At 62.7% G+C, this 13,791-nt stretch carries 12 protein-coding genes and 1 riboswitch; of the genes, 9 read left to right on the top strand and 3 right to left on the bottom strand.

All coding sequences use genetic code 11. From position 1 onward, the window contains the following. Positions 1 to 105 precede the first annotated feature (105 nt). Entirely contained in the window at positions 106 to 2,118 is a 2,013-nt protein-coding gene (locus tag EB235_RS20570) for an acetyl-CoA carboxylase biotin carboxylase subunit (RefSeq protein ID WP_027029205.1), read from the bottom strand. Positions 2,119 to 2,314: 196 nt separating this feature from the next. Between EB235_RS20570 and EB235_RS20565 the strand changes: the two genes are divergently transcribed. The 6 genes from EB235_RS20565 (at position 2,315) to EB235_RS20540 (ending at position 7,291) form a co-directional block, all read left to right on the top strand. Continuing rightward, positions 2,315 to 3,442, top strand: coding sequence for an S-(hydroxymethyl)glutathione dehydrogenase/class III alcohol dehydrogenase (locus EB235_RS20565; protein ID WP_027029206.1), 1,128 nt, complete (start codon positions 2,315 to 2,317; stop codon positions 3,440 to 3,442). A 274-nt stretch (positions 3,443 to 3,716) separates the two neighbouring features. After that, positions 3,717 to 4,286, top strand: coding sequence for an S-(hydroxymethyl)glutathione synthase (gene gfa, locus EB235_RS20560; protein WP_027029208.1), 570 nt, complete (start codon positions 3,717 to 3,719; stop codon positions 4,284 to 4,286). A gap of 63 nt (positions 4,287 to 4,349) precedes the next feature. Beyond that, entirely contained in the window at positions 4,350 to 4,817 is a 468-nt protein-coding gene (locus tag EB235_RS20555; protein WP_027029209.1) for a YaiI/YqxD family protein, read from the top strand. 31 nt (positions 4,818 to 4,848) lie between these two features. Then, positions 4,849 to 5,520, top strand: coding sequence for a DUF1345 domain-containing protein (locus EB235_RS20550; protein ID WP_027029210.1), 672 nt, complete (start codon positions 4,849 to 4,851; stop codon positions 5,518 to 5,520). A gap of 96 nt (positions 5,521 to 5,616) precedes the next feature. Further along, positions 5,617 to 6,498, top strand: a complete 882-nt coding sequence (locus EB235_RS20545) for a cytochrome b/b6 domain-containing protein (protein WP_032926249.1) — start codon at positions 5,617 to 5,619, stop codon at positions 6,496 to 6,498. Between the two features lies 1 nt (position 6,499). After that, positions 6,500 to 7,291, top strand: coding sequence for a molybdopterin-binding protein (locus EB235_RS20540; protein ID WP_027029212.1), 792 nt, complete (start codon positions 6,500 to 6,502; stop codon positions 7,289 to 7,291). An 84-nt stretch (positions 7,292 to 7,375) separates the two neighbouring features. Here the strand turns inward: EB235_RS20540 and EB235_RS20535 are convergent, their stop codons facing one another. Then, positions 7,376 to 7,804, bottom strand: coding sequence for a hypothetical protein (locus EB235_RS20535; protein WP_027029213.1), 429 nt, complete (start codon positions 7,802 to 7,804; stop codon positions 7,376 to 7,378). Between the two features lie 111 nt (positions 7,805 to 7,915). Further along, positions 7,916 to 8,917: a hypothetical protein gene (locus EB235_RS20530; protein WP_027029214.1), complete on the bottom strand. Its 1,002-nt coding sequence runs from the start codon at positions 8,915 to 8,917 to the stop codon at positions 7,916 to 7,918. 322 nt (positions 8,918 to 9,239) lie between these two features. Further along, a riboswitch (glycine riboswitch) is annotated at positions 9,240 to 9,326 on the top strand. A 149-nt stretch (positions 9,327 to 9,475) separates the two neighbouring features. On the opposite strand from EB235_RS20530, the gene gcvT reads away from it, so the two are divergent. Genes gcvT through gcvP form a run of 3 tightly spaced genes read left to right on the top strand, consistent with a single transcriptional unit; the run spans position 9,476 to position 13,779 of the window. Then, positions 9,476 to 10,576: a glycine cleavage system aminomethyltransferase GcvT gene (gene gcvT / locus EB235_RS20525; protein WP_027029215.1), complete on the top strand. Its 1,101-nt coding sequence runs from the start codon at positions 9,476 to 9,478 to the stop codon at positions 10,574 to 10,576. Between the two features lie 5 nt (positions 10,577 to 10,581). Then, positions 10,582 to 10,950 carry a glycine cleavage system protein GcvH gene (gene gcvH, locus EB235_RS20520; RefSeq protein WP_027029216.1) on the top strand — a complete coding sequence of 123 codons (369 nt, stop codon included), beginning with the start codon at positions 10,582 to 10,584 and terminating at the stop codon, positions 10,948 to 10,950. Between the two features lie 18 nt (positions 10,951 to 10,968). Next, the gene (gene gcvP / locus EB235_RS20515; protein WP_027029217.1) at positions 10,969 to 13,779 is read left to right on the top strand and encodes an aminomethyl-transferring glycine dehydrogenase; all 2,811 of its coding nucleotides are present in this window, start codon (positions 10,969 to 10,971) and stop codon (positions 13,777 to 13,779) included. Positions 13,780 to 13,791 lie beyond the last annotated feature (12 nt).

Genomic DNA, 13,791 nt, shown 5'->3' with positions numbered 1-13,791 from the left:
TGGTGGTTTCGAGAACCGGAGCGGAGCGGACATTTGGGTCCGTGAGCACCGGAAGCGCAGAAAACGCCATCAGATGGCCGCCGGAGCAGAATTTCCAAACAGTCTCTAGGCGAATTCCATGATCACGGCGTCCACCGCCAGGCTGTCGCCCGGCTTCGCATTGAGCTTCGACACGACGAGATCGCGTTCGGCACGCAGCACGTTCTCCATCTTCATCGCCTCGACCACGGCCAAGGTCTCACCGGCCTTGACCTCCTGGCCTACGGCAACGGCGATCGACACCACGAGGCCAGGCATGGGGCAAAGCAGCAGGTTCGAGGTGTCCGGCGCCACCTTTTCCGGCATCAGCCGTTCCAGCTCGGCGGTGCGCGGCAGCATGGCGCGCGCGGTCACCGACATGCCCTTCCAGGCGATGCGAAGGCCATTGGCGACAGGCCGGATCTGGGCGACGACGGTGCGCTTACCAACAGTGCCGCGCCAGATCAGGTCGCCGGGTCGCCAGTCGGATGAAACGGTCAGCGCCTTGCCGCCGTCGATCGAGAGGTCGATCTCCATCGGGATGGAAATCATGCCTTCGAGAATGGAGGCGGTGAGATAGTCCTCGCCGATCTTCACCACCCAGTCGCGCTTGAGCGCTCCCGAATGCGGCGCCAACCGCCCGCCCAGCCGGTCGAGCCGGTCGCGGCGCAGCAGTTCGACCGCGGTCACGATCGACGCCAGCACGGCCTTTTCCTGGCTGTTGGGTACGATCGGCGCGAAACCGTCGGGATATTCCTCGGCGATGAATGCCGTCGATATTGCCCCTTCCCGCCAGCGCGGGTGCTGCATCAGCGCCGCTAGAAACGGAATGTTGTGCTCGATACCGTCGACCACAAAACTGTCGAGCGCTTCCGACATGGCATCGATCGCTTCGATGCGCGTCGGCGCCCAGGTGCACAGCTTCGCCAGCATCGGATCGTAGAACATCGAAATCTCCGAGCCCTCGGTGACGCCGGTGTCGTTGCGGATAACGATATCGCCGAGTTTCCCTTCCTCTGGCGGCTGGTAGCGCGTCAGCCGGCCGATCGACGGCAGGAAATTGCGATAGGGATCCTCGGCATAGAGCCGGCTTTCCACCGCCCAGCCCTTCAGCTTGACGTCGCTCTGCTTGATGGCGAGCTTTTCGCCGGCGGCGACGCGGATCATCTGTTCGACCAGATCGATGCCGGTGACGAGCTCCGTCACCGGATGCTCGACCTGCAATCGTGTATTCATTTCAAGGAAATAGAAGTTCTTGTCTTTGTCGACGATGAACTCGACCGTGCCGGCGCTCTGGTAGTCGACGGCCCTGGCCAGCGCCACCGACTGTTCGCCCATCGCCTTGCGCGTCTTGGCATCGAGGAAGGACGACGGCGCTTCTTCCGCCACCTTCTGGTTGCGGCGCTGGATCGAGCATTCGCGCTCGCCGAGATAGAGTGTGTTGCCATGTGCGTCGGCCAGCACCTGGATCTCGATATGGCGAGGGTCGACGACGAACTTTTCGATGAAGACACGGTCGTCACCGAACGAGCTCTTGGCTTCCGAGCGCGCGCGGTCGAAGCCGTCGCGCACTTCCGACTGGTCCCAGGCGATGCGCATGCCCTTACCGCCGCCGCCGGCCGAGGCCTTGATCATCACGGGATAGCCGATTTCGCCGGCGATCTTTTCGGCATGGTCGGCATTCTCGATGACGCCGAGCCAGCCCGGAACAGTCGACACCTTGGCCGCGTTGGCGAATTTCTTCGATTCGATCTTGTCGCCCATCGCCTTGATCGCCTTGGGCTTCGGCCCGATGAAGACGATGCCTTCCGCTTCCAGCGCTTCGCAGAAAGCAGCGCGCTCCGACAGGAAGCCGTAACCGGGATGCACAGCCTGAGCCCCGGTTTCCTTGCAGGCGGCGATGATCTTTTCAGGGACGAGATAGCTCTGCGCCGCCGGTGACGGCCCGATATGCACCGCTTCGTCGGCCATCTCGACATGCACGGCATCGCGATCGGCATCGGAATAGACCGCGACCGTGGCAATACCCATCTTGCGCGCCGTCTTGATGACGCGGCAGGCGATCTCGCCACGATTGGCGATCAGGATCTTGGTGAACATGCAGATATCCCTCGGGTCGGCCGTTCCTTTTATGACCTGTGCCGGCGCGGTCAAGCTGGCTGGACAAATCGCGGTGTTTCAATCGGTTTGGGATTAAAATCTCCGCACTGGCCCAAGCCTGGAACCAGCTAGCTGTTGATCGCCAGGGCAAAACCTGAAAGCTTGCGCAAAAATCGCCTTTTGGAGGAATTGCCTGATGAAAACCCGCGCCGCTGTCGCTGTCGCCGCTGGAAAGCCGCTGGAGATCATGGAGGTCGACCTCGACGGTCCGCGCGAGGGCGAAGTGCTGGTCGAGATCAAGGCGACCGGCATCTGCCACACCGATGAATTCACGCTGTCGGGCGCCGATCCCGAAGGCCTCTTTCCCGCCATCCTCGGCCATGAAGGCGCCGGCGTTGTGGTTGATATCGGCAAGGGCGTCACCTCGGTCAAAAAGGGCGACCATGTCATCCCGCTCTATACGCCGGAATGCCGGCAGTGCCCGTCATGCCTGTCCAGAAAAACCAATCTGTGCACCGCCATCCGTGCCACGCAGGGCCAAGGCCTGATGCCGGACGGCTCGTCGCGCTTCTCGATCGGCAAGGACAAGATCTTTCACTATATGGGCTGCTCGACCTTTTCGAACTTCACCGTGCTGCCCGAGATCGCGGTCGCCAAGGTCAACCCCGACGCTCCCTTCGACAAGATCTGCTACATCGGCTGCGGCGTCACCACCGGCATCGGCGCCGTCATCAACACCGCCAAGGTCGAGCAAGGCGCGACCGCGGTCGTCTTCGGTCTCGGCGGCATCGGCCTCAACGTCATCCAGGGCCTCAAGCTTGCGGGCGCCGACATGATCATCGGCGTCGATCTGAACAACGACAAGAAGGCATGGGGCGAGCGGTTCGGCATGACGCATTTCGTCAATCCGAAAGAGATCGATGGCGATGTCGTGCCTCACCTCGTCAACATGACCAAGCGCGGCGCCGACCAGATCGGCGGCGCCGACTACACGTTCGACTGCACCGGCAACACCAAGGTGATGCGTCAGGCGCTGGAAGCCTCACACCGCGGCTGGGGCAAGTCGGTCGTGATCGGCGTTGCGGGTGCCGGCCAGGAGATTTCGACAAGGCCGTTCCAGCTCGTCACCGGACGCACCTGGATGGGCACCGCCTTCGGCGGCGCGCGCGGCCGCACCGACGTGCCGAAGATCGTCGACTGGTACATGGACGGCAAGATCCAGATCGATCCGATGATCACCCACACGCTGAAGCTGGAAGACATCAACAAGGGGTTCGACCTCATGCATGAAGGCAAGTCGATCCGAAGCGTGGTGGTCTATTGAAGGAAGTTCGAATTCGTTTCGTCGACCCTGAGAAGTCGACGATCCATCGAATACGGAACTTTGGCGAAGATCTTTGGCGTAGCTTTCGCGAAGAAAAGCGCGTCACGATCAATCTGGAGGAGATCGATCGGGCGCGGTGAGATCGCTTACCTCGTGCATAGCGCGTTTCTAAGAAGGAGTCTGACCGAAGTGCATCGCCTGTTGGTGGTGCACTTCATGGAAAATGAGGTGGTCGTCGAGACCTAGTCGAGATGACAAAACAGGGAGGAATAGAATGTCTGAAAAACTGCATCCAAAAATCGACAATGGCTTGCCGAAGGAAAGCGCGAGCTTTGCCGGCGGCACGCTGGTCTGCGCTTGCACCAGCAAGCCGGTCAAGGTGAAGGTCAAGGGGCAGATCGCCCACAACCACGCCTGCGGCTGCACCAAATGCTGGAAGCCGGACGGCGCGGTGTTCTCGGTCGTGGCCGTCGCCGGCACCGGCGATGTCACCGTCACCGAAAATGGCGACAAGCTGAAGGTGGTCGATCCCTCGGCGTTGATCCAGCGTCACGCCTGCACCGGCTGTGGTGTTCACATGCACGGACCGGTCGAGCGTGATCATCCGTTCAAGGGCCTGACCTTCATCCACCCCGAGCGTTTCCAGGAGGATGGCTGGTCACCACCGGGCTTCACTGCTTTCGTCTCGTCGATCATCGAATCCGGTGTCGACCCAAAGCGGATGGACGGCATCCGGGCACGGCTGAAGACGATCGGGCTGGAGCCCTATGACTGCCTCAATCCAGGCCTGATGGATTATATCGCCACCTGGACGGCGAAAAAGTCGGGCGCCTTGTTGGCCTGACAGCTGTGAGCTTTCAGGCATGGGGCCGGATTCGTTTCCGGCCCCGTCCGTTTCGGAGAGAGAATGCCCGCACCTGCCATCTACGTCGACGCCGATGCTTGTCCGGTCAAGGCCGAGGTTGAAAAGGTCGCCGAGCGCCTTGGCGTCATCGTCACCTACGTCTCCAATGGTGGCCTGCGGCCCTCGCGCGATCCGATGATCCGCAACGTCGTCGTCTCCAAGGGAGCCGACGCTGCCGATGACTGGATTGTCGAGAATGCCAAATCCAACGACATCGTGATCACCGCGGACATACCGCTCGCCGCCCGCGCGGTGGCGCTCGGCGCGCATGTGCTTGGGCCTACCGGGCGCCCGTTCACGCCGGAAACCATCGGCATGGCGGTGGCCATGCGCGATCTCAAGCAGCATCTGCGCGAAACCGGCGAAAGCAAGGGCTACAATGCCAGCTTCGCGCCGCAGGACCGTTCGCGCTTCCTCGGCGAACTCGACCGCATCTTGCGGCGGGCGCTCAAATCCGCCACACCCAGCTAGAAACCGAGCGCCACCCAGGGTGGAGACAGCCATGGCCGCCGCGATCAAGAACCCCATGCAGCGCCACATGCTGTTTGCAATGTCGGCCTGCCTCGGCGCTGCGGCGCTTGTTGTGGCGTTGCTGCTGCACGCTCCGCTCGCCTATTCGATCGGCGCCAATGCATTCTTCGCCGCCTACGTCATTCTTGTCGTCAGCCAGATGCCAACGTTCACCGGCAAGTATCTGAGCAAGAATGCGCGCGCCACCGACCTGCCGGTGATGGTCATCTTCGCGGTGACGCTTGTCGTTGTCGGCGTAGCCGTTGTTTCCTTGTTCCTGCTGATCAATCAGAAGGACAGAGGCCACCCGGTCGAACTCGGCTTCGCGCTGCTGTCTATCCCGCTCGGCTGGTTCACCATCCATGCCATGGCAGCGCTGCATTATGCCCATGTCTACTGGATGGACGGCGACGAGGTCGACACCAAGACCAAGACGAAAATCCCGATCGGCGGATTGCTGTTCCCAGGCGACAAACGGCCGGAAGGCTGGGATTTCCTCTATTTCTCAGCGGTCATCGGCATGACGGCGCAAACCGCCGATACCAACATCTCGACGACGCATATGCGTTGCGTCGTGCTCGTCCATTCGATCCTGTCGTTCTTCTTCAACACCGTCATCGTCGCCGCCGCCGTCAACCTCGCCGTCAGCCTGGGCGGTCCATAATAAATCCGTGATCGGATGAAACATCGGTTTGGATCGCGACGTATGAGGAGGACAATGAGCGCACAGGCCGCGCTGCGAGGCAGGAGACGAGACAAGATGGAATCGGTTGCCACAAGCCAGTCCGCCACCGGACTAGGCAGTCCCGCATCAACAGAGAGGCCGCTAATCTACCGGCAGTCGCGCTGGACGCGGCTGACGCACTGGCTCTGGGCCATCTCCTTGTTTTTCATGCTGCTTTCCGGCCTGCAGATCTTCAATGCCCGGCCGCAGCTCTATATCGGCAAGCAGTCAGGCTTCGGTTACAACAACACGATCTTCGAGATCGGCGCCGAGAACACGAGCACCGGCACGCGCGGCTACACCGAAATCTTTGGCCATCGCTTCGACACGACCGGTGTGCTCGGCTGGTCGGGTCCGGCAGGCAACGAGACGGCGCGCGGCTTCCCGTCCTGGGCGACCATCCCCTCCTACTATGATCTCGGCACTGCCCGGGTCATCCATTTCTTCTTCGCCTGGATCCTGACCACGACCTTGATCGTCTGGTTCGTTGCCAGCCTCGTCAACGGCCATATCAGGCGCGATCTTGCGCCGCGCCTCGACGACCTCAAGCGGCTGCCGCAGGACATCATCGACCACGCCAAGCTGAAGTTCCACCACACCCGCGAATACAACACCTTGCAGAAGATGGCCTATGGCGGCGTGCTGTTCGTGCTGTTGCCGCTGATGGTCATCACCGGGCTTGCCATGTCGCCCAGCATGAATTCGGTGCTGCCGTTCCTCAACGAGGTGCTCGGCGGACGGCAGACGGCGCGCACCATCCATTTCACCGTCATGCTGCTGCTGGTCGGCTTCTTCGTCATCCACATCCTGATGATCCTTGCCGCCGGCCCGATCAACGAACTGCGCTCGATCATCACCGGCTGGTACCGCACCGACCCTCCCGCGCATGACGACAAAACGCCTGAGAGGAGTGCCTGACATGGCGAAATTCGAAATCAGCCGCCGCAAATTCCTGACGGGTGCAAGCCTGGGCGCCTCCGGCATCATGCTGTCGGGCTGCGACGCATTCGACAGCCAGCTGAGCATTGGCAGCGGCCTGCGCAGTTTCCTCGAAAACGCCAATGGCCTGACATATCGCGCGCAACGCTTGCTTGCCGGTCGCGACGCGCTGGCGCCGGAATTCACCGAGGCCGACATCCGCCAGCCGCAGCGGCCGAACGGCGTCACCTCGCCCGACGATGATGACTACAAAGCCCTGCTCGCCAACAATTTTGCCGATTGGCGATTGGAGGTTTCTGGGCTCGTCGAGAAGCCTTTGTCGCTCAGCCGCGAGCAGCTCATGAACATGCCAAGCCGCACCCAGATCACGCGTCATGATTGCGTCGAAGGCTGGAGCTGCATCGCCAAATGGACCGGCACGCCGCTGTCGCTGCTGCTCGACCAGGCCGTGGTCAAGCCGCAGGCGCGCTATGTCATGTTCCATTGCCTCGACACGATCGACCGCAGCCTGTCCGGCGACATCAAATATTACGGCACCATCGACCTGATCGACGCCCGCCACCCGCAGACGATCCTCGCCTACGGCCTGAACGGCAAGCCATTGCCGGTCGAGAACGGCGCGCCGCTGCGGGTTCGCGTCGAGCGCCAGCTCGGCTACAAGATGCCAAAGTATCTCTACAAGATCGAACTGGTGGACGGCTTCGCCGATGTCGGCGGCGGCCGTGGCGGCTATTGGGAAGACAATGGCTACGACTGGTATGGCGGCATCTAGCCTCGCGACAAAGTGATGGTCGGCCCGTGGGAGCCAGGGGCCGACCGCCAATGCCGTGCTACGATTTGAGCTCCCCGGCCCCGCTCAATAGCCGGCGTAGATCCACTGACAATTGTTGTAGGAATCGCAGCTGTAGTACCAGTAGCCGTCGCTGCGTGCCGTTTCGCCGTTGGACGTTGCCATGCTGGCAACAGCATCGGCCTTCTTGCCGTCGGCGCCCATTTCCTTGGCCATTTTGGCCATCTTGGCGGTGTTCATGAGTGTCGGCTTGCCGTCCTTCATCTTCGCGCCCTGCTCGGCCACCGGTCCGGCCTCCGCCAGCATTTTGGCAGCAACGAGCATGGCGTCGCCGTCCTTGTCGGCCTTGGCGATGTTGGCCAGCGCCACGGCGGTTTCGACCTTGGTGCGAGCATCGGCCTGTTTTTCTGGCGTCATTCCGCCGGCAAAAGCCAGCGTTGTCGAGCCAAGGCCTGCGGCAAATGCAAGAGCAAGCACGTTTCTAAGCATGGTCATGTGTCATTCTCCCCTGAAAGTGGACGTCCCCACCCGACACTAAGGGAGTTTCATGGCCGACGAACCCTATCGAAAAAGCTAGGGTGTGACACGGTGCAGGCGCTTGTTCTTTCAGGCGACCTTATCGAGCAAAGGCTTAAGAGCCGGATGGATCTCCGGCGAAGCGTGCTTGATGAGCGTTAGCAACGCACGCTCATTCTCATACAACGGCCTGTCCACTCCAATATGACCGACCAGCCATGTGGCTTCGCCGGCATCGATTGTCTCGGCGCGACGGGCAAGCGCCTCGGCCGCTCTGTTCTTCGCTTCCCACTCGGCCTCGATGTCATCAGGGGACCGATAGGCCCCGATGATGCCGGCGAGACCGCGGGAGACCATGCGGCTGAAGAAGCCGCCGATTTGCGGGTCGGCGTGTTCGAGGAAGGTTTCCTGACGCAGCGCAACATCGCGGGTGGGCGCCTCATAGCCGGCCGAGCACATGACGAAATTGGCGATAGCCTTGACGAACAGATCATTCCAGGACGGATCGTTCTTGGCCTGGGCGGTCCGTTCATTGATCCTGAACAGCACCTCGGCCTCGCCGCGGGTGATGGCGATGTTGCCGTCGCCGCCATGGGCGTGGAGGATGCGGCGCAGCAGCTCGACTTCCGCCTTGGCGATCAGTCCGGGCACCAGCGTGCCGCCCAGCATCAGCGGGCCCTTGCCGTCAACAACGGCGTGGGCGACCTGCTCCAGCGCGTAAACACAAAGCTGGCTCGGCGACGATCTTGCCTCTTCCAGCACATGGACCAGCAATTCGAGTTCGGTGTGGCTGTCGACCATGCCGTCGCGCGAGATGGTGCGGATCAGCCAGTCGGCATTGTCCTGCGAGATGTAGCCCGAGGGCTTTTCCTGATGAACGATGTAGTCGGTCACCGCCTCGACGAAGAACGGCGCCCAATCCGCGCATTTGTCGCGCGCTGTCTGGTCGAGCGCGAACAGCGCCTCGGCTTCGCCGCGCGTCACCACGCCGTCGGCGAACACCTCTCGGCGCAGCATCGCGACATCTTCCGAGGCAATGCGATTCTTTGAAGTCAGCCCCGCCACCGGCGCGCTCATGATCAATTCGCCCATTTGCCGTCCCCGTCCGCCCCAAAGCGTCACATCGGCCTGTTCTATCAGCAGTGTCTTGAAAAACCGGCAAACGGCGTGGTTAGCGAAGACTTGTCAGCGCGGCGCGCTTTAGGTGTGTTGAGATTCAGGTCAGGCCGAGTCGAAAATGGTTGATACCGAGAACCGGAGCGGTACTTTTCGTACGTGAGCACCGAAGCGCAGGTATCAGCCGTTTGCAGGCCGGCATCACCTGAATATCGATGCACCTTTAGATGTCGCTGGGAGGTGACAAGGTGTCGCCGACGGGCTATGGATGGCGCGTCGAGGGCTCGGAAATGAGTCCTACCTGTTTGCGGGAGAGAACAGCGAGAGCTGTCGCCGAAGGGGAAATCGCCCGAAATCTCTCAGGCAAAAGAACCGTAGACGGGAAAGACACTCTGGAAAGTCGGGGCTTGCCCCCGCGCCGAAGGTGTAAGCGCCGCTGACAGAGTTCCGGCTGCGCGAGTCTCTCAGGCTTCAGACAGAGGGGCACGGACTGGTCGCCATCAGCGGCCGATTGCGTGCGACTCTGGAGACGACATGACGGGCGACGACAGCAGACACCTCCCCCTCGAAGATATTCACACCGCGGTCGGTGCGCGCTTTGGCGCCTTTGCCGGCTGGTCGATGCCGCTGACCTATCCGGCCGGCGTGATGAAAGAGCATCTGCACACCCGCGAACATGCCGGCCTGTTCGACATCTCGCACATGAAGCTGTTCGAGGTCAGCGGGCCGCAAGCCGTTGCGCTACTCAACCGCGCCTGCCCGCTGGACGCCGGCGCGCTCGACATCTCGCAGTCGAAACTGTCCTTCTTCCTCAATGAGGCAGGCGGCATCCTGGACGACCTGATCGTCACCCGTCTCGGCGATACCAGGTTCATGGTGGTCGCCAATGCCGGCAACGCCGCCGCCGACGAAAAGCATCTGCGCGCGCTGGCTGCTAATTTCGATGTCAGGGTTGAGCCGCTCGACCGCGTTTTCCTGGCGATCCAGGGTCCCGAAGCCTGGGCGGCACTGTCCCGCGCCGGCATCGAGACCGGCTCGCTGCTTTTCATGCACGGGGTCGAGCCGCGAGAAAACTGGTTCATGAGCCGGTCGGGTTATACCGGCGAGGACGGTTTCGAGATCGGCCTGCCGGAGGCGGACGCTCGGGATCTGGTCGCGAAATTACTTGCCGATGAGCGTGTGCTGTGGATCGGCCTTGCCGCGCGCGACTCTCTAAGGCTGGAGGCCGGGCTGTGCCTGCACGGCCAGGACATCACGCCGGAGACCGACCCGGCCGCGGCCGCGCTGATGTGGGCAATCCCCAGGGAAATCCGTGCTTCCGGCGCTTTCATCGGCGCCGACGCCTTGCGTGACGCGGTGGAACGCGGCCCGGCGCACAAGCGCATCGGGCTGAAACCGGAGGGCCGTCAGCCGGTGCGCGCCGGTGCTGCCCTGTTCGACGCCAACGGTAACCCCGCCGGCCATGTCACGTCGGGTGGCTTCGGCCCCTCGGCAGGCCATCCGGTCGCCATGGGCTATGTCGCCACAGCGCTGGCAAAGCCCGGGACACGGGTTTTCGCCGATGTGCGCGGCACGAAGATCCCCGTCGACGTCAGTTCCCTGCCCTTCACCCCTCATCGCTACCGTAAAGGATGAATTCCATGGCAACGACCTATTTCACATCAGATCACGAATGGCTCCGTGTCGAGGGCGGCATCGCCACTGTCGGCATCACCGACTACGCGCAGGAGCAGCTTGGCGATCTCGTCTTCGTCGAACTGCCCGAGATCGGCAAGAAGCTGGCCAAGGGCGATACCGCCGTCGTGGTCGAATCCGTAAAGGCAGCTTCGGATGTGTACGCGCCGGTCGATGGTGAAATCACTGAGGCCAACGGCACGCTGTCGTCCGACCCATCGCTGGTCAACTCGGCGGCGACCGGCGCCGGCTGGCTGTGGAAGATGAAGCTTGCCGATGAAAGCCAGCTCGCCGGCCTCATGGATGAAGCCGCCTACAAAGCCCATATCGCCTGATAACAGGACTTAAAAACGATGAGCGCAGCACTTACCCCTTTCTCGGCCCGCCATATCGGTCCTGATGTCAGCGATGTCAGAGCCATGCTTGCGGTGATCGGCGTTCCCTCGGTCGAGACGCTGATCAGCCAGGCCGTGCCGCAATCGATTCGCCTCGACGTGCCGCTGGCCCTACCCGCGGCAGCGAGCGAAGCCGAAGCACTGGCCGAATTGTCGGCGACCATGGCTGGGAATACGGTGCTGAAAAGCTTCATCGGTGCGGGGTATCACGGCGTCCATGTGCCGCCGGTCATCCAGCGCAATCTGTTCGAGAATCCGGCCTGGTACACGGCCTACACGCCCTATCAGGCCGAGATCAGCCAGGGCCGTCTGGAAATGCTGTTCAACTTCCAGACACTGGTCACCGAACTGACCGGCCTCCCGGTTGCATCGGCCTCGCTGCTCGATGAGGCGACCGCGGTCGCCGAAGCGGTCGGCATTGCGCTGCGCCACCACCGCGACAAGCGCACCAAGGTGGCGCTTGCCGGCACGCCGCATCCGCAGACGCTCGATGTCGTGCGCACCCGCGCCGAACCGCTCGGCATCCAGATCGACGGCGAGACGATCGACGACAACACGGCTGCCCTGCTCGTCTCCTGGCCCGACACCTTTGGCGTCTATGGCGACCACAGGGCCGCGATCGACAAGGCCCGCGCCACCGGCGCCATCGTCGTCTTCATCGCCGATCCGCTTGGCCTGACGCTGACCGATGCGCCGGCGAAACTCGGCGCCGACATCGCTGTCGGCCCGATGCAGCGCTTTGGCGTGCCGATGGGCTTTGGCGGCCCGCACGCCGCCTATTGCGCCGTCTCCGACAGGCTGACACGCCTGATGCCCGGCCGCTTGGTCGGCCAGTCCACAGACAGCAAGGGCCGGCCCGGATACCGCCTGGCCTTGCAGACGCGCGAACAGCATATCCGCCGCGACAAGGCGACCTCCAACATCTGCACCGCGCAGGCGCTGCTCGCCAATATGGCGACGGCCTATGCCATCTGGCACGGCCCCGCCGGGCTGCAGGCGATTGCCGGGCGCATCCACGCCCTGGCCAATCGTCTGGCAAGCGGCCTGAAAGCGGCGGGCGTTACGGTGCTCGGTGCCAGCCGCTTCGACACGGTGACGGCCGAAGTGAAAGGCAAGGCCGCGCAGATTGCCGCCGCCGCCGAAAAGACCGGCCGGCTGCTGCGCGTCATCGACGCCGACCATGTCGGCATCAGCTTCGACGAGACCTCGACCGACGCCGATCTCGATGCGATCGCGGTCCTGTTCGGCGCCAAGGCCGCTCCCTCGGCCGACAGCACGGTGCCCGGCAAGCCGCGTGGAAAAGAGTTTCTGACCCAGCCGGTCTTCCATGAGAACAAGTCGGAAACCGACATGATGCGCCTGCTGCGCCGGCTGGCCGACAAGGATTTGGCGCTCGACCGCTCAATGATCCCGCTCGGCTCCTGCACCATGAAGCTCAACGCGGCGGCCGAAATGATGCCGGTGAGCTGGCCAAGCATCGCCAATCTGCATCCCTTCGCGCCATCGGCGCATTCAGCCGGCTACCGCGCCATGATCGGTGAACTGGAAGGCTGGCTGTCGGAGATCACCGGCTTCGACGCGGTCAGCCTGCAGCCCAATGCCGGCAGCCAGGGCGAATATGCCGGCCTGCTTGCCATCCGCGCCTATCATCGCGCGCGCGATGAAGGCCACCGCACCGTCTGCCTGATCCCCTCCTCCGCGCATGGCACCAATCCGGCAAGTGCGGCGATGGCCGGCATGAGCGTTGTCGTCGTGCGCTGCCTGGAGGACGGCAATATCGACATGGACGATATGCGGGCCAAGGCCAACGAGCATTCGAAGAACCTTGCCGCGCTGATGTTCACCTATCCCTCGACGCATGGCGTCTACGAGGAAGGCGCCCGTCACCTCTGCGCCCTCATCCATGAGCATGGCGGCCAGGTCTATTTCGACGGCGCCAACCTCAACGCGCTGGTAGCACTTGCCCGCCCGGCCGATATCGGCGCCGATGTCTGTCATATGAACCTGCATAAGACCTTCTGCATCCCGCATGGCGGCGGCGGCCCCGGCGTTGGCCCGATCGGCGTCAAGGCGCACCTGAAACCCTATCTGCCGGGCCATGTCACCGAGGGCTCTGCGCATGCCGTGTCGGCGGCACCGTTCGGCAGCGCCTCCATCCTGCCGATCACCTGGATGTATATCCGCATGATGGGTGCTGCCGGCCTGAAGCAGGCAACGGAGACCGCCATCATCTCGGCCAACTACGTGGCGACACGGCTCGCGCCGCACTTCCCGTTGCTCTATAAGGGACGGAGCGGTCGCATCGCGCATGAATGCATCCTCGACACCCGTGTGCTCAAGGAAAGCGCCGGCATCAGTGTCGACGATATCGCCAAGCGCCTGATCGATTACGGTTTCCACGCGCCGACCATGTCGTTTCCGGTTGCCGGAACGCTGATGGTGGAGCCGACCGAATCCGAACCCAAGCGCGAGCTCGACCGTTTCTGCGAGGCAATGATTGCCATTGCGGGTGAAGTGGCGAAAGTCGCCAGGGGCGAGTGGCCGCTGACCGACAATCCGCTGGTCAACGCACCGCACACCGCCGCCGAGACGCTGGCCGGCCAGTGGACCCACCCCTACTCGCGTCTGGAAGCAGCCTATCCCGCCGGCGACGCCGACACGGCGGCAAAGTACTGGCCGCCCGTGTCGCGCATCGACAATGTTGCCGGCGACCGCAACCTGGTCTGCTCCTGCCCGCCGCTGTCGGACTATCTGGGTGCGGCCGAATAGTCGCCTCTAGGT

The organism is Mesorhizobium loti R88b (genome assembly GCF_013170845.1).
GTDB classification, from domain to species: Bacteria; Pseudomonadota; Alphaproteobacteria; order Rhizobiales; family Rhizobiaceae; genus Mesorhizobium; species Mesorhizobium loti_B.
This window is presented reverse-complemented; position numbering and strand designations above follow the sequence as displayed.

Bases quoted from the DNA above. Each gene is read 5' to 3' on its own strand.
- EB235_RS20570 (WP_027029205.1), bottom strand. From the start codon at position 2,118: ATGTTCACCAAGATCCTGATCGCCAATCGTGGCGAGATCGCCTGCCGC.
- EB235_RS20565 (WP_027029206.1), top strand. From the start codon at position 2,315: ATGAAAACCCGCGCCGCTGTCGCTGTCGCCGCTGGAAAGCCGCTGGAG.
- gfa (WP_027029208.1), top strand. From the start codon at position 3,717: ATGTCTGAAAAACTGCATCCAAAAATCGACAATGGCTTGCCGAAGGAA.
- EB235_RS20555 (WP_027029209.1), top strand. From the start codon at position 4,350: ATGCCCGCACCTGCCATCTACGTCGACGCCGATGCTTGTCCGGTCAAG.
- EB235_RS20550 (WP_027029210.1), top strand. From the start codon at position 4,849: ATGGCCGCCGCGATCAAGAACCCCATGCAGCGCCACATGCTGTTTGCA.
- EB235_RS20545 (WP_032926249.1), top strand. From the start codon at position 5,617: ATGGAATCGGTTGCCACAAGCCAGTCCGCCACCGGACTAGGCAGTCCC.
- EB235_RS20540 (WP_027029212.1), top strand. From the start codon at position 6,500: ATGGCGAAATTCGAAATCAGCCGCCGCAAATTCCTGACGGGTGCAAGC.
- EB235_RS20535 (WP_027029213.1), bottom strand. From the start codon at position 7,804: ATGACCATGCTTAGAAACGTGCTTGCTCTTGCATTTGCCGCAGGCCTT.
- EB235_RS20530 (WP_027029214.1), bottom strand. From the start codon at position 8,917: ATGGGCGAATTGATCATGAGCGCGCCGGTGGCGGGGCTGACTTCAAAG.
- gcvT (WP_027029215.1), top strand. From the start codon at position 9,476: ATGACGGGCGACGACAGCAGACACCTCCCCCTCGAAGATATTCACACC.
- gcvH (WP_027029216.1), top strand. From the start codon at position 10,582: ATGGCAACGACCTATTTCACATCAGATCACGAATGGCTCCGTGTCGAG.
- gcvP (WP_027029217.1), top strand. From the start codon at position 10,969: ATGAGCGCAGCACTTACCCCTTTCTCGGCCCGCCATATCGGTCCTGAT.